The following is a 25574-nucleotide window of genomic DNA, read 5'->3' as shown; positions in this document are numbered from 1 at the left end:
AGGAACAATAATTAATGAAGAAAATAAGTAAAACTGCAAAATTAATGAATGGTGGTGCGGGGGCCGGGATTTGAACCCGGGGGCCTCCCGGTTATGAGCCATACGCGGGGCTACCGCCCCCCCAGGGCGCTCCAACCAGGCTGAGCTACCCCCCCCGCGACTCGTTGTATTTCATTCACTGGTTTAAAAGTATTTTTCTACGGTCGTTTATCCATACCTCATAGCCTTGGTATTCTTCGTCTCCTTGGTCTTAACGTATATCTTAACATGTACATAATTAGAATAATTAGGATTAGCAGTAGTACGGCCTGTATTGGCATTATGTAGTTGGGCTGCGGTGTTACTTGCGGATTTTGCGTGTTATTTTCGTTATACCATTGTTGTATTACTGTGGTTATTTCCTGAGCTATCTGTGGGTTCTCGATTATTATACCGAGTTCCCTATTGCTATTTAGTGAGTTATAATCGAGGTTCACACTGCCCACATACACGTAATTGCCAACGACTATCGCCTTAGCCGTTAAGTCACTAACCATCACCGCGCCTAACTCATTGACTGCCTCCTCGTTCTCGGCGTGTTGCCCAACGAGTATAAGCTATCATTGTGTGCCAGGATTAGGCTGTACATCTCCGAGGATGGGTAAAGCTCCTCCATAGCCATGTAAAGCGCCCCCCCGGTTGACTGAGTAGGTCCTCTAGGTATTCCCCCCCGAGTTTATTGGTGACATCACAATGCCTGGGTAATTAATCTGCGTGATTGATTCATTACGGTAATCAGTGAGTATTACACCGGCGAAGACCTGGGCAATGCTTGAGTTATCAATCACAAGGTCAATGCCCAGGTCCCTCTCAAAGCCGTAGTAGGTTGGGTTTATTGAGCCTATTATCACGGTCTCATTATCAACAACAAAGACCTTACTATGCACATAGTCATAGCCGTAATTAAACGAAACGTGAGCGCCAGAACTAATTAACTCATTAACGGCTGAATACTCCTCCTCAGGTATCCCGCCATATACATTGCCTGACAAAACCACGTAAACCTCAACACCCTTCTGAGCCAAGCTCGCAAGCTCATTAATAAGAGGTTGATAAGTCAATTCATAAACCTCAGCGTACACGCAACACCTAGCCTCACCAATCACGTTGAGGATGTATGTTGAATTCATCGGCGACACAACAATGGAAACCTGACTCGAATTAATGGGTAAAAACCAACTCTGAGCGTAAACCGGCATGGACAGAACCATGACGAACGCAGCAATAATAATGAAAAACCTCATCAGAACTTAACTACCAATAGCCAAATTTAAGTACTATTACTATACCAAAAATGCGCAGTACCACGTAACGACCAACGAATATGTAAAAGCCTAGAAAAATGCTTTTAAATCAGAGAAAAAACAGCCGAACTGGGCCCGTAGCTCAGCCAGGTAGAGCGGCGGGCTCTTAACCCGTAGGTCGTGGGTTCGAATCCCACCGGGCCCGCTAACTCTCTATCAATTTCTTCGTGGCCGTGTTACAGTTCGTTGTTTTTCCTGTTACAGAATCCTTAAATATGGGTTTGTAGCAGCTTGTACAGAATGGTTGATTGTGAGCTCTATGACCTGAGTAGGATAACCAATGATGTTAGGGTTAAAATCATTAACTACGTGATGGAGCAGAAGCGTGTTAAAGCCAGGGATTTGGGTGTTACGCTTAATCTCATTAGTATGATTCGCTCTGGCAAGAGACGTGTCACTGAGGATCTTCTCTGCCGCGCAATGGCTTATCTCTCACCTGACGAGTTGGCTAGGTTGCTTGGTGAGGTTCCTGAGGTTGAGCCTGCGAGCGTCAGTGACATCATTAAGGTGATTGTTAGGGCTAGGGCAGACCCTGAGTTTAGGGATTTGCTCCTCTCGTACCTCGATAGGTACCTCGGTGATTACATTCGTTCCGCGGGTAGGCAGTGGGTTGTGAGTAAGGAGGATATTGACGCGTTCATTAAGGCTAAGCGTTTGAAGGGCTTGAGTGAGAAGACGATTAATGACGAGCTTAGGTACATTGAGAGAGCACTTGCAGAGATGGATTGGGTGTTGAGTCCAGAGAACATCCGTGAGTACCTCGCGAGCCTAGCCGAGGACGGTGAGGACTACGTCCTCAAGCACACAACCTACAGCCTAAAGTCCTTCTTAAAGGAAGTCCTTAAGCCAAAAGACCCAGGGCTCTTTGGGCTACTCTACAACAGCTTCACCGTGTTCAGGCCAAAAAATCACAACAAGGTGAGATTACCAACTTGAGGAGCTAAAGCAAATTCTGGATAAGATAGAGAGCGTTGAGGCAAAGACCTACTTCATAATACTGGCAGAGACCGGCTTGAGACCTGGAGAACCGTTTCTAGTCACAATGGATGACGTTAACCTAGAACACGGCATGCTCAGGATCGGCAAAATCACAGAGACTAAGAGGGCTTTCGTGGCTTTCCTAAGACCGGAAACCCTTGACTTCATCAAGCGTGAGTACCTGCCAATGCGTGATAGGTTCGTTAGCAACATAGCAAAGCCGATTGAGGCCAGTGGCTTGTTTGGGCAGGAGGTCATTGATAGGCTTAAACAGCGATTCCTACCATTCGACCAGGGTAGGCTTAGGCGTGAAATCAAGGAAGCTGCCAGGGCAGTCCTTAATCGTGAATTCGAGCTTTATGAACTGCGTAAGTTCTTCGCAACCTGGATGATTAGCCAGGGAGTACCAGAGTCCATTGTCAACACCCTGCAGGGCAGGGCACCACCCACTGAGTACCGAGTCCTAATCGAGCACTACTGGAGCCCGAGACACGAGGAGCTCAGGAATTGGTACCTAAAACACGCACCGTGCCTACTATGTCCTTAAATCCTTGAGAAGTGAATGGGTTAATGATGAGGGCCGCGGCCCTTGACCCCCCCTCGTCACTTTTGATGTGGGGGTCACGCCTTGCGTGAGAGTACTTCTGCATGACAATAGCTACGGCGGGGAAAATAAAACTTTTGCCGTGGCTTTTCTTTCAATTTAGCATTGATTCGTGGCTCCACACTCTCTGCATGGTCGTTATAAAGTCGTCTCCGCAGTATGGGAGTTTTGACACTCTCAGTGGTGCTAGCAATATCTTGAGGCTTTGGCGGTTTTTTGATTTCACGATCTCGATGTACGCGGCTGCGACGTAAGTTCGGCATTGCCTATCACCGTGAAGCAGCATGGCAATCCTGACCTTTCCAGGCATTGGAAATCCACGAACAAACCAAGAAACCGGCACAACCCACAAGCAACAAAGACCCCCCCTTAAATTCATTACCACTAGCTTGACACCTTCTTACTCTGAAGGCACTGAAGTACACATTCGTAGCTTGCCATCGGTCTCTCAGCCTGCTCGGTGTTGGACCGCACGCCTCTATGCACGCCCTAACCGCCTTTTCACGGGCTTCGAGGCTATCAGCGATGCCCTCCAGGGCAGCCCTCACATCAGCAGCTAATCGCTGAAGCTTGACGTAACGCCTGTAGGCGATTCTTAAATGACCTATGAATTTACCGCCGTCATACCGAAAGCGATATGCATTCCAATTCCCCGTGAGGTCCAGGACGCAGTGAAGCGACTCCCCCCCAATGTAGTGATAAAGCTCGAAGCCGTTTAATTCCCACCATTCCCTGCCTTCTCTACAAACGACCTTATACCCGTGATACACCGTCTCGATGAAGCACTCGCCGATGCTCATTATGCCCACCCCACGGTTATTAAGTTAGTAGCAATCGGCATAATCGAGCACCGGGGGGGTCCCAACCGTGGCGCCAGGTAGGAAGCCCTTAACGACCTCGCTCGGTTTATTGGGCATTGCCCAAGCCTAAACAACGCCTTGTAATCACCCATGAACCACTGCGGGCAGCGTAATCGCAACCCATCAAGGCTTATCTCGGCGATTTCGCGTAGGCATGTCGTGTCGAAATACATAACGCCATTTTCCTTATAGAAGCAATCAGAGTCGTCATCCTCGATGACGTCAACAGCGTTGTAAACCTTTATCCTGCCGTTGCCCACAACGCAACCAGGGCCCAGCTGTGATTGAATGGGCATGAGGAGATGCTGTTCTTGAGCTTGACGAGCGCATCAAATTGTTGAGCGCTTAGGTTCGGCTTGTTTATGCCCTTAACCTCGATAATGAGGATCACCGTGCCGAGCCTGATGTCGTTAGTTTCTACGGTCCTCTGACAAATGATATCAGGAGTGGGCGATAGGTTGAGATAGACGCAGTGGTAGCCGAGGGCCCTAAACGCCCTTAGCGCCAGGTCCTCAGTCGCCCACGGCACATCAACCACCCCTCCTTATGCCCCCCCTCGTGCAGAAAAGCGGGGGGGCTTGATTGCAGTCAATGGTTATGGGTCCCTCGGGCGTGTTAATCGTGAGCACGGGCGAACTGGGCGGTGGAACAGTGGCAGGCTTTGGTGGTGGTTGATTGCCAGCACTGCTCTGGAGCTGCGCACCGCCACCGCCAACGCTGCCAGCAACCTGGGCAGCGCGCCCATCACCAGCCCTGGCTTGCCCACGCTTCAATGCAGCGGCGGGCAACCCCCCCTTTTCTTTAATGATCAACAACTCCCTAGCCTTAACGAGTAGTTGCTTGCCTAGTTCAGAGTTCTCGGTGATTATTAATGGGTTATTGCCTCGCCAAATAATCATGAGCAGCATATCCCTCCCTTTGAATGGACCGTTGATGACGTCCTCAAACGCCCTTAGCCTCCCGGGCATGTAAAAAATAGTCTCAAGACAATCACGTATCGTTTCGCGCCTCCACTCGCTAACCCTACCTTCACAGCCTCCGCAACGGCGCCCTTGAAGTCACTCAGTAATTTTCGAACTGCATCACTCCTAGTCAGGTTCAGCTGATTCGCGATCTTGTCAAGCAGTTTCAACTCCTCATCCGTCATCCTAATCGTCACATTTCGAGTGACCACGCTTACTAACCACGCCAGGGACAATAAATCTTAAACCGCAGAGTTGCACGCCTGTGCACTAAATGATTGCATTCAACGTGGGGGGGCACGTTAATGAGGGATTGAAACATATGGAACAACCACGAACGACCTGAGGACACCACCAAAGGCACGGCCAAGAAAACCGAACGCGCGGGGGGGCATTGCGGAGAAACCAAGCAAGGGGGGTTAAAGCGGCAAGCGCCAGCCAAAGCCAGGGAGAGGCCCCCGCAGCAACTGCCTAAAGCAAGGGGGGGAATTAGTAGGGTCAGCGACAACAAGCTGTTTGGGGGGGTAACTCAACACTTAATAATAAGCCTGGGCTGCCTCGTCGCTTTCAATTACTCGTCCACGCGCTGGGCAATTCCTGCGCTTAAAACTTTAAAAATTAGTTTGCTCGTTCCTTCCCTATTTCTGCTTCTCGTGTCTGCGTTCAATCCCGCCGTGAATTGTCCCACTGGGACAGTTGGGCATTTACAAAGCCACCGCTTGGCTTTTGTTCGTGACTCCCTGGGCTAAACTTCGGGTGTGTAGCCGTGCATCGATGGAGAAAGATTCTTAAAGGGGGGGTGGTTGATATGGAATTGAATAAATAATATTTTAAAACTTACTTTTATAATAAGTTTTCATATGGGCATTGGGGGGGCGATGTCAAATCAATGGGTGTGTCCAGAGCCACTATTGCATTAGCTGCATTAGTCTTCCTATTGTTAATAATTATTATTGGATTATATAGTTCGTACGAGTCTGTGATAAGTAGTTGTAACTCACAACAGTCCTCGTATTTTAACCTACAGCAGCAATATAGTTCACTAAATCAACAGTATCAATCCCTTCAGAATTCTTATAACTCACTGCAGTCTGAGTATAATGCTCTTCAGCAGCAATATCAAAGCCTAGAGTCTCAATACAGTGCCCTTCAATCTCAGTACAACAATTTGCAACAACGATATACACAATTACTGAATTCCTTAGGCTCATGCTCATACACTAATTACCAACTCTCTAATGGGTATGCAGTTGGCGCGTGCGTCATTGTTGTTCCACCTGGCTATTCCGCAACCACGACTATTTCCGTAACCTCTACCGCAACGCCCGTCGAGGTTTACGTCCTCACGGTATTTTGGCAGTACGCTAACTGGGCCGTTAGTTGGCACCCAAGTTCATACGTTTATTACGGTAATGGCATGAGCATATACACAACACTTAACCTCGGTTCAGGCGACTACGTTGTAGTAATACAAAACGCAGGTTCACAACCAACATTAGTAACGTACAGCATAACAACAACGTATACGCCAAGTTAGAACTTCACGATTACCGCATTTATTTAAAAATACTAAAGCATAATCATTTACGCATATTACATATCCCACAAGTGAGGGTAAGAAGTACTTAAAAGTTCCTCATTAAGTAAATAGCTTAGGTACAAAATATGCAAAGATCAGTAGGCATGCCTAGGGTCGTTTTAGTATTAATAGCATTAATCATAATACTCCTCATAATAATAGGTATATTATATAGTGCTTATTCAAGTGCTGAGGCATCGATCTCGCAGGAGAATCAACGCTTTTTAAGCATGGCTAATAATTATTATAACGTTAGTAGCCTACTTAATGCCATTATATCAGGTACATATATTAAATCCACGGCAGGCTATGTAGGACCAACCGAGCCCAATTTACCCACCCCCCCTGTGGAGGTATATTCGTACCTGGTGGGTGCACCGAAACCGTGACACTGTATATAACAGCTGGTGCGCCAATAACCGTATACATCGTTAATTTTGCTAACTTCCTCAATGCATATAGTGATTTGTATGTACTGCATCAACCGCAAATCCCATGGATATATATTTACTCATTCGCGGGCACGAACATTTAACAAACAATAACCCTCTCACCATCACCATCTGAGGAATACTATCCATATGGTGATACCTACTTTATATTAATCTCAAACCCCAACGCATTCTCGGTATTTGTTACGATTAACGTCACTATAGATCATATAACCTGTAGCAACACATAGCAGGTGTGGAAAAACATTAGCAATATTTAATAATAATTCTTCCACTCAATTTCTCTTTTACATTTCGCTAGCAATCTTAAGGCATTTCTTAGAGAATTGAGCATGATCAATGGCTTTGTCGTGCATGAACGTAAGTCGTTGATTTTGCTTTGCTTGCTTCTTCATGGCTTCCTGGAACACCTCGTCGATCACCTTTATCGCCTCCTGGACGCCACCCCCCCTCTTCCACGCCAAGTAAATCCTCTTGTGTATCCTCGGCAGCTCCGACGGCTCGAAGATGCCCTTGTCATTCGGGTCGATTATGCCGTTGGGGGAATAGTTGCTCTAACGGCACGACAAAGTCAATGTTCCGCCTAACCATTGGGCTTAGTATATCACGCCAATTCTCTTCACTAGCTGATTTCGCAGACTCGGCCTTCGCCTCCACCCTCTTTATGACTCTCAGTGGGGGTTCACCACTGCCTTGCTGTGGCTTATCGGCTTGCGTTGGCGCCGCAGTTGTTTGAGGCTGCTGAGCTGGAGCTTGCTGGATTGTCGCTTGAGCTTGCTTTCGACCGAGCACAGACTGCGAAAGCATTGACAGGATGTCGACGCGATGCACCGTGTACAGGTGCTCGATGACGTCATGTTTATCTCCCAATGTAACGCCGCATTTTTCGCAAACGTACTGACCACTTTCAGTTCTACGTAAAATACCCAGCGCCTGAACATTCATCAGGACAACATCGACCAGCCAATCAACCAACATTATCTTCAGGCTTGGATGAGCCCTGGGCACGAAATCGTGCATGTACCTCTCGGCGACCTGAGCCGCCGCTCGGTTAATGTCGTCCACCGTCCTCAACCCATGAGCCTCACGAAAGTGCTTGATTAGCGACTTAATGAATTCAGTAGTGAGACCCGTCGCTGGTATCGACTCACCACAGATCAGGCACGTGACTTCACGAACATCATCCATTGAGACCTTACCCGATTTAGCGACGGCGCCGATCCATAGCAAGCCATCAATCACGGCTTTAATGTAAAGTGCTAACCCATCGATACTATCGAAGCCAAGCTCATTAACAAGGTTTCTAACGAATTCGTGATTAGCGAAACCGTGCAGGTCGGGTAGATCCAACGTACCGACACCATCAATGTACTTGTCGAGTTCGTTAAGCACGTACTCATCCCTAAGCGCCATGATGAGAAGCGACTTAACAAGCCTAACATCGGGTGCATCCCTGAGCCTAACCACGACATACCCAGGTTTGTATATGCCGGCTCTACTGATGAATTTCTCAATTCTCTTCACCTCATCAAGTGAATGAGTGCGTAAACCACCGCGGGCACGATCACGACCAAGGACAGGGCAAAGCCTGTTTACGACATCGCAAACCCTAACCCCAAGCGCACTAGCGACCTGACCCACGAACTCATAAACATCAATCGGCAAACGAACACCACGAACACGACCACAGCAGCCACCGCAGGGCCTACAATTCACCTCCACAGTGCGGTTGCTACTTCTGGTTGTTAGTGAGGCTGGCGCAGGGGGGGCTCCCACGCTCGTGCGAGCCTCAGCCGGTGTGCCAGCTGAGGCTTTTGCGTCCATCAAGTACGGCGCCTCAGCCTCAGACACCACAGAAGAGGCAGCAGAACCAATGCCGAGTCGTTGCAGTATTTCGTTCACGAGCTCGTCCGTTTTTTGGCTCGTTGCGTTAGGTTTATTTGCTCCTGTCTCGTTTCCTCCTTGGGCGTCCTGCCTGGCCATGGCTTTCCCGGCCCGTGGGGGGGTCGTCCCCCACGGGCTCGGGGCTGGTTTTAAACGCGTGTTTTTATTTTTCGGTTCTTAATCGCCAACCAACGGCTTATAATCACGCAAATGTAGCCATATCGTGTTGTCCCTCTCCTTTGCCAGGGCGTGCGTTGGCACGTAGATTATATAGCCGTCCCTCTCCTTAACGATTAATTTCTTATTGACGAGCCAATTAATGAGCTCGGGCACCGTTGTGCCAGGGTCACCGACCACATTCAATCTTTTAACGGCGCCATCGACCTCCACGTTTAAGATTATCATTGGTCTCTTGTCAAACGTCATCGTCGGCTTCACAAAGTCCTTGATTTTCAATTCCCTGAGGAAGGAAATGGGCACACTCATGACACGCCACCCTGTGGCTCGATTACGACCTTAGCCTTAGCCTCGTTTATCAACTGCCACAGGGCGTTGAGCCTCCTCGGCAGCGTGAACAGGACGTACGTACGATTACCCTGTCTTTCCATTATTGGCTTGGCGTCGATTGGGATTAGGACACCGCCGTGTATTATCATTAACTTGATTTTTTGGTTGGTGTACTTACTTAACTCCTCAGCTGCAACTTCATCCTTAATAACGGCGATAAATTGTTTTCCACGTTTCCATATTCGGATCTTTACGGGGATTACTTGGATCGCCCTCTCCATGCTCGCTCCCGGGAATGAAAACTTACCGCATCCTTTAAAACCCTCCTTGATTCTTGATCTGCGGTGTGGTCTGCGGTAAACTTACCGTGAAAGATTGGGTGTGCGGTAAGCCCTGTATTTGGTAAGGTATAAAAACCCATGTTTGCCGTGTAATTTGGGTGACAGGCGTGGCGAGGGTTAGTGATGAGGACCTGGACATACTCCAGTATCTCTGGCTTGCGTCGTTGGTTCACGGAAGCCCACCCACCGCCTACCAATCCTGTGCCTGGCTGCGTGACTTTGGCATAACCTCATGCGACTACGTGAGCAGGGTAATAAGGAGGCTCGTGGCCGCGGGCTACGTGAAGGTTGAGGAGATCGGGAGGAAAAAGCTGAGGAAGGTGACTTGCAAGGGCATTGAGGCATTACTAAACAAATTAGCAAACACTGACCTGCCTTCAATACTCACACTGCGCATGGGCGAGCGATACAGGAACCTTTTGGTGCTCATTCGCATAATGAGGCCGAGGCCCGACGCACTCTGCGATGGCGACACCGCGGTGATAGACCTATGGAAGATCATAAGCGGGTCCCTAGGCTCCGAGGAGGGGGGGAATTAATTAATCTTATTAAGGAATTATTAGTGATCGAGTCTAAGTACGATGAGTTGGCCCAAGCCTTGAACGCACTGGGCATTGACGTGCCTGGCGTTGTCCTCAATGAGGTTAGGAGGGTCCGTGATGACCTGAGGGTTGCGAGGGAGAAACTGGAGGATGCGGCTCAGTCAATGTCATTCCTATGTGGTTATGAGGAGTTGGCTAGGTCCATCCAATCAATGCTGGGCAGTGTTACGTAGCAACAACTCCTGACTACGGAAATACACAGGCAGAAACTCAGTAAAGGTAATCAGCACAACATCGGTTACGAAAAACCAAGCAAAACCACGCCCATTAAGTTACGGAAATGTGGTCTCTTAACCCGTAGGTCGTGGGTTCGAATCCCACGGGCCCGCTAAATTTTTACTATTTTTTACATATTTATTAATGAAGTAAATGAAGCATTGCTTGTAATTATTTCCTGCACTGTACTGTTAACGAAGAAAGGGGTGTATTTTTATTAACTGTAATTGGATTTACCATGCCTTTACGTTATTGACCATCCACCATCAACGATTATTAGGGCTCCTGTGATATAACTCGCCTCGTCTGATGCCAGGAATGCGACTACAGATGCTATGTCCTCGGGCTCTGCCAATCTTCCCGCTGGTATTATTTGTTCCATCATCTTCACTTGTTCCTCACTGCCTGGTTGCATCGCACCTGGCGTCTTAACGGCACCTGGTGCTATGGCGTTTACTGTTATTCCGTAGCGGGCTAATTCAAGGGCTAGGGCTCTGGTGAAGCCGACAATTCCTGCCTTGGATGCGCTGTAGTGCGTTAGTCCTGTGAAGCCCATGATGTTTCCTGCTATGGATGATATGTTTATTATCCTGCCATACTTCTGCTTAACCATGTAGGGCACTACGGCTTTCGTTACGTTGAATGTACCGTTTAGGTTTATGTTAATTACCTTATACCAATCATCAAATGACATCTCGAGGAAGGGCTTGAATGGGTATATCCCAGCATTATTCACAAGAATGTCTATATGGCCATATGTGTCATAGACCTTCTTAGCCACGTCCTCAGCCATCCTTGGGTCAGTTACGTCAAGTCTTAATGCCATTCCCTGACCACCTAAATTCTTTATTTCATTGAGTGTTTCACTTTCTTTTCCAGTTATATCCGTGACAATAACGATGGCGCCATCTCTTGCTAATCTTAGGGCTATGCTTCTTCCTATTCCCTGGCCCGCCCCCCCTGTAATTATCGCAACCTTATTTCTCAACATAGGCATAGTTATAATTATAACTTAAAAATATATAAGCTTTCTTACCATAAATTATAATAATTAAATATCACTCTATTTTATTATAAATAGATATACCGTTTTATAGAGATTTATTTCTAGCTGTAAATTAATAACAATGATACATTAATACTTAGTCTTACGAATATGCAAATATGAGAGTAGGTGATAAATTATACATAGACTCTTCGCTATATGTTTCATAAGACTTAATGACTTAGCTAGGGTAAAGGCTGTGCAAGTCACGGCGTAGTTTATTTAAAACTATGTGAGCATCAGTCGGTCAAGTATTCTTCATGGTCTGCTGGGTCTATCCTCATCATCTATTATTAACTTAGAATTTATGCGCAATTTTTAATTTTAGGCGTTAAGTATTTTCCATAATGCTTCAGCAGTTTTATAATTTCGTGATTGGGATGGTCTTTGGATTTCTCCTTGCTGTTCCCCCCCCTGGCCCTATGAATGCGTTAATTGCCGCTGAGGCTACGCGTTCGCCGATTCATGGCACAAGTGTTGGTCTTGGGGCTATGTCTGCAGATGGTATTCTCATGGTTATTACGTACTTCTTCTCCAGGGTTTTGGGGGCACTACGTGTATTACCTATACTTCATTGGTTTTGCAGTTATGATGTACTTAGCTATATCGATACTTAAGTCCACATTTTCACCCAGGAATACCGGCGGTAACAGGTCTCCATTTCTTAATTACTTCATGGGTATTTCTATGGGATTAACAAATCCCTACCAGGTTTTTTGGTGGCTTACAGCAGGTCTTTCCTTCATGAGCGTCTTTGGTATTTTCAGCGTGGTTGGTTTATTTACGGCGATACTTATTTGGGTTTTCGTGTTTCCATACGCTGTTTATGTTGGTAAGGTTTATGGTGGCTCCAGGGTTGATTTTGTGGTAAAACTTGTTTCAGCATTGGGTATTATTACGTTCGCTGTTTACATAATTATACGTGCACTGCTTTACTTCATGTAGAGGTAAGTTTATAAGGGTTGAAATTATAGAATAGAATGTGGATCTCGACGAATTAGCATTATCGGTGATGGGACCATTAATCCTGAGGTTAAGGAATACAAGGGTTTATGAGAGATTGCAGAGGAGCCTTAATGCATCGTTGTCATTTACAAGCTCAGAGAGGTACATGGCTAGGGTCCTATTCATAACAACAATAATGCTCGTAATAGCGGCTCCACTTGGTGTAATTCTCGTAATGATGAACCTAAACAACGCATTAATACTACTTAAAATGAGACTATTATTCTCAACACCTTACGGTATTAGGGATCTCACCCTAATAATTATGGGTATTGTCCTCATTATCATTCCACTAATCGTCTACGAGTTAATGATTGGGTTGCCGAGGATAACGGCGAGTGACCTCGCCTTTAAGGTAGATACTGAGTTGCCATTTTTCGTGGCCTACGTATCGGCAATAACGAATTCAGGGCTTTCCGTGTTCAGGGCAGTGGAGAGGATTGCCGAGGCCAAGATCCTGGAGGTCATGGGTAAGGTGGCCAGGTGGACCTATATTAGGTTTAAGATCTTCGGCGAGGACCCACTTACGGCGTTGTCCAACGTATCCTCAATGATAGAGAGTAGGTCGCTTAGGGAGTTCATCAGTGGTTACGTAACACTGTAAGGACTGGAGGTGACATAGTACATTACATAAACACCAGGCTCCATGACATTGTCAGTAATGCCATTGAGCGCATGAATAGGGCTGCCGAATTCCTCGGAATGCTCATGGAGAGCTACATAGGCTCAGCGGCGATACTCCTCATTGGCTTAGACGTGCTTTACCTGGCGCAGGCAGTGACGCCCTTCGGTAATAGGTATGCAGCCTTCATGCAGGCGATAAACTCGAACTACATGTTCGGTCTATTTGTAGTACCCGCAATATCCGTAGCATTCATATACCTCGGTGAGGTATCAGCCTTTAGGTCGCCATATACCGATTATAGGCCGTATAAGTGGGCCGGTGCGTCTATGGCTGTTGTCGCTGTACTCGGTTTTCTTGAATATTCAATGCTGTTTCACCAGGACTTAAGCAATAGGATTTATATCCGTGGGTCACCGATCCCCCCCTTGACTTCACAATAGTGTTTGGGCTGACGTTGGCCTTAGCCTTTCTGCCTACCGCAATATACTCAATTAGGGTGGTTAATGAGAGGTGGGAGATTGATAAGGAATACGCGGAGTTTCTCAGGGACGTTACTGAACTAAGAAAGAGTGGTTTTACGCCTGAGAAGACCTTTGAGACCCTGAGGTATACCAGGAGGTATGGCGCCTTTGATAAGTACCTGGATACCATGGTTAGGCAGATTAGGTATGGTGTGCCAATGAGAGACGTGCTTTCCTCAGTAATGGGCAAACTACATAGTTACTACTCGAAGGTATTTACATTCCTACTTACAGAGACTATAGACCTTGGTGGTGCATCGCCGCAGGTCCTTGATATGCTTGCTAACTTCGCATCATCAATAGTGAGTGTTCAAGAGAACATGAGGGCTAGGTTGAGACCCCCCCTAAGGTATGTGCCGTACATCGGCGCTGTCATATTAATAGTTACATTGGTTGTCTTGATTTTCTCGGTAGTTGCGATAGTGACTAGGGTTGGCCCTGGTGGTGTTACTGCAGGCCCTGCATCTGGTTACTTAGTTAATTTATTGGCTACCTCATTCTCCTTCACGATAACTATTGATTCATTCATAATGGGATTGATAGCTGGGAAGCTCGGTGAGGGTGAGTTATCCCTAGGGTTTAGGCATGCCGTGGTGCTGACGATAATGGTGGTCATCGTCTATGCCATGTCGCCATTCCTAGCGAATGCATTATTTGGATCAATGTCTGGCTTATCAACAAGCGTGCCCTATTAGGTCTAACTTGGTGGTACTGCTTCCATTAAATAATCTATGTACTTAAAAATTGAGTCGAGGGCTGGTGATTCATAAAATGATAGTTTAAGGCTTTCTATTTCCAATGCCTGTCTCGATATTGAGAATAGTTCATCGTATGGGATCACATGAGGCTCAATGCCGACTATGTCCCTCAGGAGCTTTGTCCATGGGTAACCACTTACCGCATCGACTGGGTACTTGATATTGAGCATGTTTAGTATGGGCTTCAGCAATTTATTACTTGCCTTAAGTTCATGTACGAGATTAACTACATTACCAACAGCCTTCAAACTGCTGTGGTCGGGTATGGCGATTAAAATAACGTTATTACTAACCTCAAGTAATGTGACTAATGCATCATAGGATAATCCAAGGGCTGGCGTATCAATTATTACATACAACGGTATAATCGCCTCCACGGCATTCAATAGACCCTTGAGGAGGTATCTATCTATCTTAACCTGACTCGGGTATTGGCTTATGGATGCTGTGAAAACGAGCTTAAATATATCGTTATCAATTTGCCAGGTCTTTACGTAAAACGTTGAAAGAGGGTCCGGTATCTTGCCCATGAAATAGTCAGCCAATGTATATGGCATTTGCTCCTCAATATTACCAAGCATCAGCATGGTGGCAGTACCACTATCTAACCCTAAGTCAATAAGTACAATAGGGTATTGAGCCTTATCCCTTAATTCATAGGCCAGTATTACGGCCATATTCACGGCTATCGTGGTCTTGCCCGTGCCGCCCTTCGTGCCGCTCGTTATTAATATTGTCTTCACAGAATCACCAATGTATAATCACTTATTAAATTAGTAAATAAGAGTTACTAGGGTTATGGTTGGATGACATGTGTAAAGGCTTTGCTCAAATTATCTCTTTGGTCTTCTAAAGGGTCTTCTCTTAATATCATCCGGGCTTGGTTTGTTATGTTCCATTTCAAGCCTAACAAGTAGACTTTCGATATCCCTATTTATCATCAATATGCCCAATATATCGAGTAAGAAACCTATTATGAAAAATGATGATGAGAGTAATATATTACTGGCGATTGAGGATAAGATAAAACCAATAATCATAAATGTTAATCCAATTATTGCCACCATTAGGCTCGTCCTCATATTAATTTGCTAGTAATTACCTGGGTATTTATACTTAGTGAAATTATGAATATCATAGGTACCTATCCAATCGCCCACTAAGTAATCTCTTAACTGTCGACCAGCTCCTCCTAACAATAGGCGGTAAATCGCCATGGCCCTCAATCCAGTTCTTAAGGAATGCTATTGTTCTTGGGTCACTTGGATAACCACTGCCAAAGTCTCCATACTCCCTGTGTAGTTCCTTAATTATTGAGTCTCTGATTACCTTAGCCACTATACTCGCGGCCGACACCACAGGTATTAACTTATCAGCATTGTTCATAGCCACAACCTCAACATTACCCTTTATTCCCTTCTTAACCATATCCTTAAACCTCTCTGGTTTCGGATCTGGAGAATCAATATATATTGTTCTAGGCATTACTGCGCTCAATGCATTATTTATCAATCGAGTAGCCACCTCAACTTCAAGTATATTTAAGGAGTTCATATAAACGTAATCATCGATTACCCAGGGCTCAATGACCTCATAATCTACGTAATCAAGCATTGATTTAAGAATTGAGAATAAACGAGACCTACTGGTTGGGCTGAGCTCCTTTGAGTCCCTAACGCCGATGGTTCTCAGCTTATCCATATCACTGGTAATGGCAATAGCCATTACCATAGGTCCAATGATAGGGCCACGGCCAGCCTCATCGATTCCTCCCACGAGAACCTGCATTAAGGGCTTCCTTAATCAGTTTCTTAAATTCCTCACACTTAATGGGTCTATTTCCATAAATCGCCATTTCATAGTAATTTATCACCTTGTCAATGATGTCATTATTAACCTTTGACTTGTTCATTAGGTAGTTACGAATGTCCCTATGGTTAATGACAGGTCTTTTAACCCGGTTTTCTTCACGAGTTTCGTAAATAACTCATCTATGCATTCCTTATCATTATGCACTCGGTATTTAAGTAATGGCATTATCATAGACATTGCTATTAGGGATATCGTTGCGATTACCGAGGAATTAATGATTATGTAAATAATAATGCCATTATTACTTACTTCAATATTTGCGCCATGTATTGCACTAAATTGGATATTACTTGCCTGCCCTTTATAAATTGCTGATGAGTTATTACTACCTGTCATCGCTGTGTTAGTTGCTGTTTTTTCTATTACCTTGCCTATGTGGTATGTTCGTTGCCCAACTACTTCATAATCTGAGGGATAGGTAGTGATGTTGTAGCTTGATTGCGTGTTGATTTCGTTATTAGAGCTTAAACCTACTGATGCGTTTATTGCTGTTATTTCCGCAATACTTATTGTTCCATTGGCGTAAATAATACCATTGATCAGGAGATAATTATTACCTATTAAGCCGATGCCTGTGAAAGCACAGTATTGCTGGTTAGGCAATTCCTGTGGTGATATTACTATGACTATCCCATTGCTTGTGTATGTTCCATTAATTATCGATACGCTTATTACCGGCCAATTAATTATATTGTAAAAACCTGTGTATGCGCTTCCAAGCGCATTAATTGGTGGAATAAGTGTTATGATAAGTGTTAGTAGTATTGTCATATAAACCAATGCTTTATTAATTGGCATTACTAATGATTAGATAGAATGAACCTGTTAATAATGCTTTTGCTACTTGGGCCATTGCAGGGAAATTCATCAATACCCATCAATGCTTCGCTTACGTATGTTGGAAGTGCATTCTCAATTAATGTGTATCAACTATTTTTTGCAAATGCCACGGGTTACATAATGGTTCCCCCCCAGGGTACGTATGAAGGCGAATTCGCTGGCTTACTTAGGGTGAATAACCTGACGTATGTTGGGATGTACCATGGTGTAGTATCCAGTTCATTTTTCATAGGCTACTTCACACCTATGGTCACCTATAGACCTGTATCATTACCTACGGTATTAACGCCAGGTAATTATTCAGGTTTTGAGGCTATTGCGCAGTCCAAGGTGCCTATTTACTTAAGGTATTTAGTCTTTAATGAGTATAGCAATGGAACTCTAATGAATACATTATCATTAATAACTATTAGTGCCACAAGTCCTCCATTAACAATATGGTTTAGCAATGGCTATGATTGTATTGCATACCTCATAAACATAACATTCAACGAGCCAATGAAGGTTGTTCCAATACCCATAATTGTTAATACGCAATCACCAATATCCTATTTTATTAGCAATGTGACAATAACCAGTGTATATCCACCGACGGAATTAATGCTTCTTGAGCCGGGGGGGGATATTGTTGTTGCTGAAACGCCAATTATTAGGGCTAACTACACAATGTACGTCTGTGGTAATTTAATTAACAATGGCTCTAATTTCTTAGACGTAGTTGAATATTTAGGGCCTACGGGTGTGTCAATATCTGGCCTAGACATTACAAAGGCGTTTGGCATTAAGAAAACAAGCAATCCAATTGCGATTGTTAATAAGGTATTTTATACATTAATGAACAACAAGTATGAACTCACTACTTATTCCGTAGGCCCTGAAAACCTACTTAGCACTGGAAAGGGGGGGTCTATTATTGACTTTACAGCACTTGCAATGACCGTATTGAGATATTACGGCATACCGACCAGGGTAGCCCTTGGTTTCTATGGTACTAATGAGGGTAATGATGTATATGTTTTTAGTTCCGAAACGAATATTTTATGGGTTGAGTCATTTGTTGGCGGCTGGGTAATGTTCATTCCAGCACCTATTCACAGCAAGCATTAATAGGTATCAGCACTGCAGGTATTGGGTCCTCGGTTATAATTGGGTTATTACTTGTCTTACCTTGGATAATCGGTTATTTAATATACATATTAATAAGTCATGTTAAGGCGCGATGAGTTTAAAATATATATGCATTTTTATATCTTAGGTAAACAATAATGAATTCAATAAACCCAAGGCAAATTATGGATAATCTACTGAAGGAGGTTTCTAAGTCCGTGATTGGTTATGAGCATGAAATTAAACTATTATTTGCATGCCTAATCGCTGGTGGTCATGCATTAATTGAGGGATATCCAGGGCTTGCCAAGACAACGCTGGTCAAGGCATTTGCAAAGGCCCTTGGCCTTTCCTTCAGTCGCATTCAATTCACACCTGACCTACTGCCCAGTGACATAACGGGTTCCCTCATTTTCAATCCCAAGATTGGGGGGGATTTCGAGGTTAGGTTTGGCCCAATCTTCGCGAATATAGTCCTTGCCGACGAGGTTAATAGGGCTCCTCCTAAGGTTCAGTCTGCTTTGCTTGAGGCTATGCAGGAGGGTCAGGTAACAATTGGTGGTAAGTCGTATGAATTACCGAAGCCATTCATGATAATAGCTACCCAAAACCCCCATCGAGTTGGAGGGTACATACCCACTACCAGAGGCACAACTGGACAGATTCATGATAAGAATAAGACTGGGGGGGTATCCAAGTGAGGAGGTTGAGTTTAGGATTGCGGAGAACATAGACCTTGGTAATGTTGATTCAATTAATACCGTGGTGAGTAAGGAGGAGGTTGATTTACTTCAATCCCTAATGCACTCGGTATACGTTGATCAATCAATAATTAGGTACATAGTGAATTTGATAAGGCTACGAGGAATGCCCGCGATGTTAAGCTAGGTGCGAGCCCAAGGGCTGCGCAGGTACTTAGTAAGTTGGTTAGGGCCTGGGCTTTGTTGGATGGTAGGGATTACGTAATACCTGATGATGTAAAGATTTTGGCGCCATACGTCCTGAACCATAGAATAATAACCCTCGGCACTGACAGTACAGTATTAATTAGGCAGTTGCTTCAGCAGGTACCAACACCACTCATGGAGAGGGTGCTTCGTAGGTCATGATACGCGTAATACCAAGTAATAAGTTATTGGTTATATACATTACCCTATCTGGCATTACATATATTGGGTTATTGACCAATAACCTATTCGGTACATACTTCGGTATAATGCTCTTCCTGGTTTTTACGTCTTACGTACTATCATGGTACCTACTGGCAATCCTAATGGCGTTATACTCACAATTAATCTTTAGCCAAGGTAGTGCAGAACTTACAGTAGGTTCATCGGCGACAATCGGCGTAAGGGTTTCCTCCAGGTTACCAATACGGTGGGATGCAGAACTTACGTTGGTCCATTCGCCTCATATTCTATCTGATACCTTGAGAATTAAGGTTAATGATGGCGATTACCTCGTCAAACTAGTGGGTAGGTGGATTGGCAGCACGAGAATTGTTGGCGGGATTATGGAATTTAAGGAACCACTGGGGGGGCTCTTGGTAATTCAAAGGTTATTGTTACGTAATGTTGATGTCATTATAAAGCCAAGACAGGTAACTGGGTCCATTGGTAAAACGGGGGGGGTTGGTGGTTACATAGAGTATGGCTTATCCCTAGAGGGTAGGTTAGGTGACCTTAGGTCTTTATTGATTTATGATTATGAGAGGCCTGCATCATCAATACACTGGATAACCAGCGCGAGGGTTAATGAGCTGATGATGATTAATAGGAGTGATTATGGTTCATGCCCAATATTCATAGTTAGTGCATCATCGAGGATGCTAATACCCAGGAACGGCAAGAGACCCATAGATGATGCTCTGCAGATGATAAGTGATTCAGTACAATACTGTGGCGAGGTTAAGGTTGTACTAATACGCAGGGGCTACATTGAGGAAAAGGTCGTGAGTAGGGGCGCTATTCCATATTTAGAACGTGAGGTGAGGATAAGCGTTATCAAGAATTACCATGGGAGTAACGTATCAGTGGATATACCGACTTACTTTCGTAAGTACATAAGTGAGGATGATTTAAGTGACATAGCTACGTAAGCAATCCCATTAATGATGAACCACTTACTGAGGAATTGAATAAGGTTCTTAATAATATTGGTGGTAGAAATAAAGTTATCTTATTAAATTTCGATATAATCAATCAATAGTTTTAACAGTGATTATTATGATCAAGTTAAGTAATTACGTCTTATACATGTTGGTTGGTGTTGTATGGCTAATACTTGAGTTGATACTAACGCAATATACTGACATGGCGCTTCTTGGTATTATTATAAACATGGTCTCCATGATAATCATATCATATAAACCCACATATAGTAATTACATTTTCATAATCAATGCGTCATTATTAATAGTCATGGGCTTTCTAATACCATCTACATTCTTAATAAATTACACGATTATACTGATAATAAGTATAGTATTATATCTACTACTAGTTGGAGCCCTTGAGCCCTATTCCCTATTGTTATCCCTGTTGATAATATATTTATCATACATTATGGAGAGGGTTCTCGTCAACTCGCCGGTATTCAATGTAATTAACCCAATGATTAAGGAGGCCGGTATTAATCCAGGTTTATTTACGTTAATATTTGCCTGGTATTTCTCGTTATTCACTATCTCATTAATCATAGTATTACTAATAATATTTTTGATTAAGAAAGTACTAACATGAGTAATACTTATTAATATAATGATTTTATTTAGTTATATGCCAGATCCCTTCCTTACAGAGGAACACCAGCTCATTAGAAACAGTGTCAAGGAGTTTGCCGAGAGATACATAGTCCCCCCCTAGCCAGAAAAATGGATCTTGAGGACTACTATCCAAGGGACCTAATAAGGAACTTGCTAAGCAGGGCTTCCTAACACCATCTGCACCGCCTGAATACGGTGGACCAGGCATTGACCTTAGGGGTAGTGTTGTGGTTGTTGAGGAGTTGAGTCGATACAGCCCAACCCTAGGTTTCATAACAGAGATAGTAAATGATAACATAGTATACGCGTTGCTCAAGTATGGTAGTAACAAACAGAGGGAGGAGGTACTGCCGAAGATAGCCAGCGGTGAGTGGGTAGCATCGTACGCACTCACCGAGCCTTGTTGTGGTAGTGATGCCGCGGCTATCGAGACTAGGGCTGAGAGGAGGGGGGGTGGTGAGTGGGTAATAAACGGTAGAAAGATTTGGATAACGCAGGGAGCCTATGCAGACGTTTACCTACTCTTCGCGAGGACGGGGGGGCCAAGGAGGCCAGGCATAGGGCAGTAACGGCATTCCTCGTGAGAAGAAGTGATTGCGTTGAGGTTAGTAAGTTGGAGATGATGGGTATGAGGGGGGGTGCTGGCGAGGCTGAGGTTAAGTTCAATGATTGTGTGGTTGGTGATGATGATGTTGTTGGTAAGGTTAATGAGGGGGGGTTCAAAATAGCCATGGTCACGCTGGACCTAGCCAGGATAGGCATTTCTGCGGTAGCCCTTGGGCTTTCCCAGGGAGTGCTTGATGAGGCCCTTGAGTGGGCCAAGACAAGGACGGCATTTGGTAAGCCGCTTATTGATTGGGAGTGGATTCAATTCCAGTTAGCTGATATAAAGACGAAGCTTGAGATTGGCAGGACGGTGACTTACAAGGCTGCCTGGCTTTATGATAATAAGGACCCATCATTCGTACTCTACGCCTCAATTGCCAAGCTATACACGGCACAAATGGCCGTTGAAATAGCGAGGGATGGCGTTCAAATACTCGGTGGCTTCGGATACTCAAAGGAGAGCTTCTCCGAGAGGGCTTACAGGGATGCCAAGGTCCTCGAGATTGCCGAGGGTACGAATGAGGTTCAGAAAATAGTAATTCATAGAATATTAACAAGGGGGGGGCTACCGGAGGTAGAATTATGATACCGATAAGGCACCCATCATTGACGAAGGATCACGAGAAGTTCGTTGAGTTAGTTGATGAGTTGAGTAGGAGGTTTATAGAGCCTGTTGCTGACAAAATAGATAGGGAGAATTACTACCCACGCGAGGTAATTAGGGAGTTGGGTAAGAATGGCGTATTGGCCCCAATATTGCGAGGGAGTATGGTGGTTATGGAATGGATGTTCTGGGCACAGCATTGTCTATTGAGGTTATATCGAGGTATAGTGGATCAATGGGAATATTAACTGAGGTGCAGGGGGGGTTCCTGGTAACGGACGCGTTCTATACGTATGGCAATAAGCAAATGAAGGAGGAATTAGCTCCTAAGCTGGCTAGGGGGGGTGAATTAATAGGTTCATTTGCGCTCAGTGAGCCTTGTTGCGGCAGCGATGCTGCCGCCATAGAAACAAGGGCTGAGAGGAGGTGGTGAGTGGGTAATCAATGGGAAGAAGATGTGGATTACCCAGGGGGGGCTTTATGCCGATGTATACATAGTGTTCGCGAGGACGGGGCCCAAGGAGGCCAGGCATAGGGCAATAACGGCATTCCTAGTAAGGAGGAATAAGTGCATTGAGGCAAGCCCAATACACGTCATGGGCATAAGAGGCACGGGCACATCCGAATTGACATTTAATGACTGCGTAGTTGGTGATGATGATGTTGTTGGTAAGGTTAATGAGGGGGGGTTCAAAATAGCCATGGAGGCGCTGAACCTGGGCAGAATTGCCGTGGCCTCCGTGACCCTAGGCCTCGCTGAGACAGCGCTCACGGAAGCCCTTGAGTGGGTTAGGAATAGGAGGGCGTTTGATCAGCCACTAAGTGAGTTGGAGTGGATTCAGTTCCAATTGGCTGATATGATGGCTTATATAGAGACCATTAGGTCCACCGTATACGATGCGGCGCTGCGCCTTGACCGTAAGTACGAGGACTATTACGCACACGCATCAATGGCTAAGTTAACGGCTGTGCTCCTGGGCATGGATGTGATTAGGAGGGCCGTACAATTAACCGGGGGCCTATGGCGTTTGGAGCAATAGTAAGCTGAACAGGATTTACAGGGACGCCAAGCTTATGGAGATTGGCGAGGGCACAAACGAGGTCCAGAGGATGGTTATTTACAAGTGGTTAAGTAAATACCTAGGCTGATCAACAACCTGCGTGTTCCATGGCCATCCTCAAAATACTCACTAAATCCTCAATCCTCAACCTACCAGTATTAGTATTCCTTGGGCTTGGGTGATAACTCATGAATATCCTAACTCCATTAAAATCAATGTAACCACCATGCCTAAACTCAGCCCTAATACCAAGGGCCAGTTTAATGCCGAGAAACGCTATGTGTCCAAGGGCAATTATCGCCCTCGGCATGACACGAACAAGTTCATACCTAAACCAATTGTTCACGCAGGTGTGAATCTCCTCATTATTTGGCCTGTTGTCTGGCGGTGCGCACTTAACGACTGACGTTATGTACACGCACCTAACAGCAACACCATCATCCCTGGAAATACTATAGGGCTTATTAGACAAGCCAGCCTCGTATAAGGCCCTAAACAGGAATTGAGCACTGCTATCCCCCCCAGTGAACATACGCCCAGTCCTATTACCACCATGCGCAGCCGGCGCTAACCCAACGATCATTATCCTAGCATTACCCAGGTCACCCCATGGCGGTACCGGTCTCCTCCAGTAATTATCATCCATAAACCTCGGCAGTGGCTTAACACTCTCCCTATAACTCACTAGCCTTGGGCATGCCCTGCACTGTATTAATCTACTTACGAAATCGTTATACCAACTCACAGCGACAATGCTTAAGCCTTAAAATTAAGTCATTACTTTAAGTGTGGAGGGATGGATCAATTAACTAGGGACATAATCAGGGGGGGAGTATTGTCGTACATTTATGGACCTAGTATACTAAAGAAATTAAGTGGTGAGTTTAAGATTGAGGTTAGCAGGACGGGTGGTTTAAGGAGAATTTACCTGGGTGATGAGCTTATCTTCACGATTAGGGCTAGCGATGGCCGTCCATTACCGACATTAGAGGGTGCGCGGTTAATCGATAAGGTGGTTATCGTGAGTAGGGAAGCCGCTCCATTCGTGAAGCAGGGCAGGAGCGTCATGGCTAGGTTCGTCATTGACATTAGGAATGCCGTTCCCGGCGATGAGGTAGCCATTTACTCAGAGGATGGCGAGTTCCTCGGTGTTGGTAGGCTACTGCTCTCTAAGGATGAGGTGTTGAGTGTTGGCAGGGGTGTTGTGGTTAAGTTGCGTCACCACGTAGGGACTTCTGAGGTTAAATAACCAATAATGCTTATATTTACTAAATTCTCTATGGGTACGGTGGTTATTATCTGGCGAATGAGTTCACAGTAACGCCCTGGGAGGTAAAGGGTAAGGTAGACTACATGAGGCTCGCCCGTGAATTCGGTGTTCAATTAATAACGGAAAACGAGATAAACACGCTGCGGGAATTAACGGGTGAGGTTCACTACCTAATAAGAAGAGGGTTCTTCTACGCACATAGGACCTACAGTCAATACTAAATCGGCAGAGGAGCGGCCTAAGGTGGGCGCTGTATAACGGCAGAGGACCCAGCGCTGATCTGCACATTGGCCACCTGGTTCCCTGGATGCTCAGTAAGTGGTTTGTGGATAAGTTCAATGTTGATTACTTCTTCGAGCTAACGGATGACGAGAAATTCCTAGTTAAGGAGGGGTACACCCTGGAGCAAACGAATAAGTATGCCTACGAAAACGCCCTGGACCTAATAGCCCTGGGTTTCACGCCAGATAAGCTGCACATAATTATTGATAGTGAGGACATTAAGTACCTATACAAGATAGCCGTTAGGTGGGTAAGAAATTAACGTTGTCAACCGTGAAGCATACCTTTGGCTTCACGGACTCAACCAACGTAGGCGCGGCCTTCTTCCCAACACTGGAGATATCAGTCGCCTTCCTACCCACCGAGCTATATGGTGAGCAAGCGCCTGTACTGATACCAACGGCCATTGACCAAGACCCATACTTCAGGCTCGCCAGGGACATAGCTGATGAGTTGGGATACCCAAAGCCATCCACGATATATAGCAAGTTCATACCTGGATTAACAGGTGAGGATAAGATGAGCGCCTCAAACCCGGACTCGGCAATTTACGTAACCGACAGCGAGAAGGACGTTAGGAGAAAGATAATGAATGCCTTAACCGGCGGACAACCAACGGCGGAGCTCCAGCGTAAGTATGGTGGTGACCCAGACAACTGCGTTGTCTATAAGTACCACCTATTGTTCCAGGACAGCGATGAGAAGGTTAAGAGGATCCATGAGGATTGCAAGGCTGGGAAGTTACTATGTGGTGAGTGTAAGGCAATGCTCTTCGAGAGGATTAGGGAGTTCATGAAGGAGCATAATGAAAGGAGGGAAAGGGCTAAGGACGTGATTGAGCAATACAGAATCTCCGTAAAGTTTAGATAATACTTAATTAGGGTCA

General features: G+C 45.2%; 37 protein-coding genes, 1 tRNA gene and 4 pseudogenes. 23 read left to right on the top strand and 19 right to left on the bottom strand.

Features of this window, described 5'->3' with window-relative positions; translation table 11 throughout:
- Window positions 1-218 precede the first annotated feature (218 nt).
- On the bottom strand, window positions 219-536 hold the full coding sequence (locus tag JCM11216_RS17340; protein ID WP_243675628.1) for a phospholipase D-like domain-containing protein: 318 nt from the start codon (window positions 534-536) through the stop codon (window positions 219-221).
- Between the two features lie 159 nt (window positions 537-695).
- Window positions 696-1283: a phospholipase D-like domain-containing protein gene (locus JCM11216_RS17335; protein WP_243675554.1), complete on the bottom strand. Its 588-nt coding sequence runs from the start codon at window positions 1281-1283 to the stop codon at window positions 696-698.
- A 131-nt stretch (window positions 1284-1414) separates the two neighbouring features.
- On the opposite strand from JCM11216_RS17335, the gene JCM11216_RS06570 reads away from it, so the two are divergent.
- The 3 genes from JCM11216_RS06570 to JCM11216_RS06560 all read left to right on the top strand — a co-directional run bounded on the left by JCM11216_RS06570 (window position 1415) and on the right by JCM11216_RS06560 (window position 2868).
- Window positions 1415-1488, top strand: a tRNA-Lys gene (locus JCM11216_RS06570).
- A gap of 95 nt (window positions 1489-1583) precedes the next feature.
- Window positions 1584-2279, top strand: coding sequence for a hypothetical protein (locus JCM11216_RS06565; protein ID WP_054853684.1), 696 nt, complete (start codon window positions 1584-1586; stop codon window positions 2277-2279).
- A gap of 58 nt (window positions 2280-2337) precedes the next feature.
- A complete protein-coding gene (locus tag JCM11216_RS06560; RefSeq protein WP_243675627.1) occupies window positions 2338-2868 on the top strand; it encodes a site-specific integrase in 531 nt (176 codons plus the stop codon).
- 151 nt (window positions 2869-3019) lie between these two features.
- Here the strand turns inward: JCM11216_RS06560 and JCM11216_RS17330 are convergent, their stop codons facing one another.
- From JCM11216_RS17330 to JCM11216_RS06535, 6 genes are read right to left on the bottom strand one after another with little or no spacing between them, the layout of a single operon-like run.
- Complete coding sequence (locus JCM11216_RS17330; protein WP_243675552.1) at window positions 3020-3235, bottom strand: hypothetical protein; 216 nt, start codon at window positions 3233-3235, stop codon at window positions 3020-3022.
- Window positions 3195-3725, bottom strand: coding sequence for a hypothetical protein (locus JCM11216_RS06555; protein WP_054853682.1), 531 nt, complete (start codon window positions 3723-3725; stop codon window positions 3195-3197). The genes JCM11216_RS17330 and JCM11216_RS06555 overlap by 41 nt, the downstream gene beginning before the upstream one ends.
- Window positions 3725-4045, bottom strand: coding sequence for a hypothetical protein (locus JCM11216_RS06550; protein WP_054853681.1), 321 nt, complete (start codon window positions 4043-4045; stop codon window positions 3725-3727). Before JCM11216_RS06550 ends, JCM11216_RS06555 begins: the two co-directional genes overlap by 1 nt.
- The gene (locus tag JCM11216_RS06545; RefSeq protein ID WP_054853680.1) at window positions 4027-4323 is read right to left on the bottom strand and encodes a hypothetical protein; all 297 of its coding nucleotides are present in this window, start codon (window positions 4321-4323) and stop codon (window positions 4027-4029) included. Before JCM11216_RS06545 ends, JCM11216_RS06550 begins: the two co-directional genes overlap by 19 nt.
- Window positions 4316-4753: a hypothetical protein gene (locus tag JCM11216_RS06540; protein ID WP_054853679.1), complete on the bottom strand. Its 438-nt coding sequence runs from the start codon at window positions 4751-4753 to the stop codon at window positions 4316-4318. The genes JCM11216_RS06545 and JCM11216_RS06540 overlap by 8 nt, the downstream gene beginning before the upstream one ends.
- Window positions 4738-4944 carry a ribbon-helix-helix protein, CopG family gene (locus JCM11216_RS06535; RefSeq protein WP_243675550.1) on the bottom strand — a complete coding sequence of 69 codons (207 nt, stop codon included), beginning with the start codon at window positions 4942-4944 and terminating at the stop codon, window positions 4738-4740. The genes JCM11216_RS06540 and JCM11216_RS06535 overlap by 16 nt, the downstream gene beginning before the upstream one ends.
- Window positions 4945-5636: 692 nt before the next feature.
- Between JCM11216_RS06535 and JCM11216_RS17325 the strand changes: the two genes are divergently transcribed.
- The 3 genes from JCM11216_RS17325 (at window position 5637) to JCM11216_RS17320 (ending at window position 6861) form a co-directional block, all read left to right on the top strand.
- A complete protein-coding gene (locus JCM11216_RS17325) occupies window positions 5637-6284 on the top strand; it encodes a cell division protein ZapB (RefSeq protein WP_243675548.1) in 648 nt (215 codons plus the stop codon).
- Window positions 6285-6430: 146 nt separating this feature from the next.
- Window positions 6431-6715: a hypothetical protein gene (locus JCM11216_RS06525; protein WP_243675547.1), complete on the top strand. Its 285-nt coding sequence runs from the start codon at window positions 6431-6433 to the stop codon at window positions 6713-6715.
- A complete protein-coding gene (locus tag JCM11216_RS17320) occupies window positions 6712-6861 on the top strand; it encodes a hypothetical protein (protein ID WP_243675546.1) in 150 nt (49 codons plus the stop codon). Before JCM11216_RS06525 ends, JCM11216_RS17320 begins: the two co-directional genes overlap by 4 nt.
- Window positions 6862-7065: 204 nt before the next feature.
- Here the strand turns inward: JCM11216_RS17320 and JCM11216_RS17315 are convergent, their stop codons facing one another.
- The 4 genes from JCM11216_RS17315 to JCM11216_RS06510 form a co-directional block, all read right to left on the bottom strand.
- Window positions 7066-7242 (bottom strand): hypothetical protein, encoded by a 177-nt coding sequence (locus tag JCM11216_RS17315; RefSeq protein ID WP_243675545.1) that lies wholly within the window; start codon window positions 7240-7242, stop codon window positions 7066-7068.
- 52 nt (window positions 7243-7294) lie between these two features.
- Window positions 7295-8761 (bottom strand): hypothetical protein, encoded by a 1467-nt coding sequence (locus tag JCM11216_RS06520; RefSeq protein WP_054853675.1) that lies wholly within the window; start codon window positions 8759-8761, stop codon window positions 7295-7297.
- A gap of 78 nt (window positions 8762-8839) precedes the next feature.
- Window positions 8840-9148 (bottom strand): hypothetical protein, encoded by a 309-nt coding sequence (locus tag JCM11216_RS06515; protein WP_054853674.1) that lies wholly within the window; start codon window positions 9146-9148, stop codon window positions 8840-8842.
- Entirely contained in the window at window positions 9145-9450 is a 306-nt protein-coding gene (locus JCM11216_RS06510) for a hypothetical protein (protein ID WP_054853673.1), read from the bottom strand. The genes JCM11216_RS06515 and JCM11216_RS06510 overlap by 4 nt, the downstream gene beginning before the upstream one ends.
- Before the next feature lie 158 nt (window positions 9451-9608).
- Here JCM11216_RS06510 and JCM11216_RS06505 point away from each other — a divergent pair, with 158 nt between their 5' ends.
- Both JCM11216_RS06505 and JCM11216_RS06500 read left to right on the top strand, forming a co-directional pair.
- On the top strand, window positions 9609-10049 hold the full coding sequence (locus JCM11216_RS06505) for a hypothetical protein (RefSeq protein ID WP_054853672.1): 441 nt from the start codon (window positions 9609-9611) through the stop codon (window positions 10047-10049).
- A gap of 23 nt (window positions 10050-10072) precedes the next feature.
- Entirely contained in the window at window positions 10073-10285 is a 213-nt protein-coding gene (locus JCM11216_RS06500) for a hypothetical protein (RefSeq protein ID WP_054853671.1), read from the top strand.
- Between the two features lie 287 nt (window positions 10286-10572).
- Here the strand turns inward: JCM11216_RS06500 and JCM11216_RS06495 are convergent, their stop codons facing one another.
- A complete protein-coding gene (locus tag JCM11216_RS06495; RefSeq protein ID WP_054853670.1) occupies window positions 10573-11325 on the bottom strand; it encodes an SDR family NAD(P)-dependent oxidoreductase in 753 nt (250 codons plus the stop codon).
- A 395-nt stretch (window positions 11326-11720) separates the two neighbouring features.
- On the opposite strand from JCM11216_RS06495, the gene JCM11216_RS17310 reads away from it, so the two are divergent.
- From JCM11216_RS17310 to JCM11216_RS17295, 5 genes are all read left to right on the top strand, one after another.
- Window positions 11721-11990, top strand: coding sequence for a hypothetical protein (locus JCM11216_RS17310; RefSeq protein WP_243675543.1), 270 nt, complete (start codon window positions 11721-11723; stop codon window positions 11988-11990).
- Window positions 11929-12318 carry a hypothetical protein gene (locus tag JCM11216_RS06490; protein WP_243675541.1) on the top strand — a complete coding sequence of 130 codons (390 nt, stop codon included), beginning with the start codon at window positions 11929-11931 and terminating at the stop codon, window positions 12316-12318. Before JCM11216_RS17310 ends, JCM11216_RS06490 begins: the two co-directional genes overlap by 62 nt.
- A 37-nt stretch (window positions 12319-12355) precedes the next feature.
- The gene (locus tag JCM11216_RS17305; protein WP_243675540.1) at window positions 12356-12982 is read left to right on the top strand and encodes a hypothetical protein; all 627 of its coding nucleotides are present in this window, start codon (window positions 12356-12358) and stop codon (window positions 12980-12982) included.
- A 71-nt stretch (window positions 12983-13053) separates the two neighbouring features.
- Window positions 13054-13443, top strand: coding sequence for a hypothetical protein (locus JCM11216_RS17300; RefSeq protein ID WP_243675539.1), 390 nt, complete (start codon window positions 13054-13056; stop codon window positions 13441-13443).
- On the top strand, window positions 13443-14219 hold the full coding sequence (locus JCM11216_RS17295; protein WP_243675537.1) for a type II secretion system F family protein: 777 nt from the start codon (window positions 13443-13445) through the stop codon (window positions 14217-14219). Before JCM11216_RS17300 ends, JCM11216_RS17295 begins: the two co-directional genes overlap by 1 nt.
- A gap of 2 nt (window positions 14220-14221) precedes the next feature.
- Here JCM11216_RS17295 and JCM11216_RS06480 read toward each other — a convergent pair whose 3' ends face one another.
- The 5 genes from JCM11216_RS06480 to JCM11216_RS06465 all read right to left on the bottom strand — a co-directional run bounded on the left by JCM11216_RS06480 (window position 14222) and on the right by JCM11216_RS06465 (window position 16952).
- Complete coding sequence (locus tag JCM11216_RS06480; RefSeq protein WP_054853669.1) at window positions 14222-15025, bottom strand: AAA family ATPase; 804 nt, start codon at window positions 15023-15025, stop codon at window positions 14222-14224.
- 90 nt (window positions 15026-15115) lie between these two features.
- Complete coding sequence (locus JCM11216_RS06475; RefSeq protein ID WP_054853668.1) at window positions 15116-15364, bottom strand: hypothetical protein; 249 nt, start codon at window positions 15362-15364, stop codon at window positions 15116-15118.
- Window positions 15365-15416: 52 nt separating this feature from the next.
- The gene (gene rnhB / locus JCM11216_RS06470; RefSeq protein ID WP_054853667.1) at window positions 15417-16070 is read right to left on the bottom strand and encodes a ribonuclease HII; all 654 of its coding nucleotides are present in this window, start codon (window positions 16068-16070) and stop codon (window positions 15417-15419) included.
- On the bottom strand, window positions 16042-16194 hold the full coding sequence (locus JCM11216_RS17290) for a hypothetical protein (RefSeq protein WP_243675536.1): 153 nt from the start codon (window positions 16192-16194) through the stop codon (window positions 16042-16044). Before JCM11216_RS17290 ends, rnhB begins: the two co-directional genes overlap by 29 nt.
- Window positions 16194-16952, bottom strand: a complete 759-nt coding sequence (locus JCM11216_RS06465; protein ID WP_054853666.1) for a hypothetical protein — start codon at window positions 16950-16952, stop codon at window positions 16194-16196. Before JCM11216_RS06465 ends, JCM11216_RS17290 begins: the two co-directional genes overlap by 1 nt.
- 18 nt (window positions 16953-16970) lie before the next feature.
- Between JCM11216_RS06465 and JCM11216_RS06460 the strand changes: the two genes are divergently transcribed.
- From JCM11216_RS06460 to JCM11216_RS06435, 8 genes and pseudogenes are all read left to right on the top strand, one after another.
- A complete protein-coding gene (locus JCM11216_RS06460; RefSeq protein ID WP_243675534.1) occupies window positions 16971-18101 on the top strand; it encodes a transglutaminase-like domain-containing protein in 1131 nt (376 codons plus the stop codon).
- A 185-nt stretch (window positions 18102-18286) separates the two neighbouring features.
- The gene (locus JCM11216_RS17285) at window positions 18287-18802 is read left to right on the top strand and encodes an AAA family ATPase (protein ID WP_243675533.1); all 516 of its coding nucleotides are present in this window, start codon (window positions 18287-18289) and stop codon (window positions 18800-18802) included.
- A complete protein-coding gene (locus JCM11216_RS17280; protein WP_243675531.1) occupies window positions 18768-18989 on the top strand; it encodes a hypothetical protein in 222 nt (73 codons plus the stop codon). The genes JCM11216_RS17285 and JCM11216_RS17280 overlap by 35 nt, the downstream gene beginning before the upstream one ends.
- A gap of 29 nt (window positions 18990-19018) precedes the next feature.
- A pseudogene (locus JCM11216_RS17275) lies at window positions 19019-19210 on the top strand (magnesium chelatase); the annotation flags it as partial.
- Entirely contained in the window at window positions 19207-20199 is a 993-nt protein-coding gene (locus JCM11216_RS06450; protein ID WP_243675529.1) for a hypothetical protein, read from the top strand. The pseudogene JCM11216_RS17275 and the gene JCM11216_RS06450, both read left to right, overlap by 4 nt.
- Window positions 20200-20326: 127 nt before the next feature.
- Entirely contained in the window at window positions 20327-20842 is a 516-nt protein-coding gene (locus JCM11216_RS06445) for a hypothetical protein (protein WP_054853747.1), read from the top strand.
- A gap of 36 nt (window positions 20843-20878) precedes the next feature.
- Window positions 20879-22057 (top strand): annotated as a pseudogene (locus JCM11216_RS06440) (acyl-CoA dehydrogenase family protein).
- Window positions 22054-23224, top strand: a pseudogene (locus JCM11216_RS06435) (acyl-CoA dehydrogenase family protein). The pseudogenes JCM11216_RS06440 and JCM11216_RS06435 overlap by 4 nt, the downstream one beginning before the upstream one ends.
- Here JCM11216_RS06435 and JCM11216_RS06430 read toward each other — a convergent pair.
- Window positions 23225-23881: a uracil-DNA glycosylase gene (locus tag JCM11216_RS06430; protein ID WP_054853665.1), complete on the bottom strand. Its 657-nt coding sequence runs from the start codon at window positions 23879-23881 to the stop codon at window positions 23225-23227.
- Window positions 23882-23932: 51 nt separating this feature from the next.
- On the opposite strand from JCM11216_RS06430, the gene JCM11216_RS06425 reads away from it, so the two are divergent.
- Both JCM11216_RS06425 and JCM11216_RS06420 read left to right on the top strand, forming a co-directional pair.
- The gene (locus JCM11216_RS06425; protein WP_054853664.1) at window positions 23933-24385 is read left to right on the top strand and encodes a pseudouridine synthase; all 453 of its coding nucleotides are present in this window, start codon (window positions 23933-23935) and stop codon (window positions 24383-24385) included.
- Window positions 24386-24435: 50 nt separating this feature from the next.
- Window positions 24436-25558: pseudogene (locus JCM11216_RS06420) on the top strand (tryptophan--tRNA ligase).
- Window positions 25559-25574: the final 16 nt, after the last annotated feature.

Origin of the sequence: Vulcanisaeta distributa JCM 11216 (genome assembly GCF_001315985.1) — an archaeon.
Taxonomy (GTDB): Archaea; Thermoproteota; Thermoprotei; order Thermoproteales; family Thermocladiaceae; genus Vulcanisaeta; species Vulcanisaeta distributa_E.
Note: the sequence above shows the minus strand (reverse complement) of the source record. Positions and strands in the feature narration are given on the sequence as shown.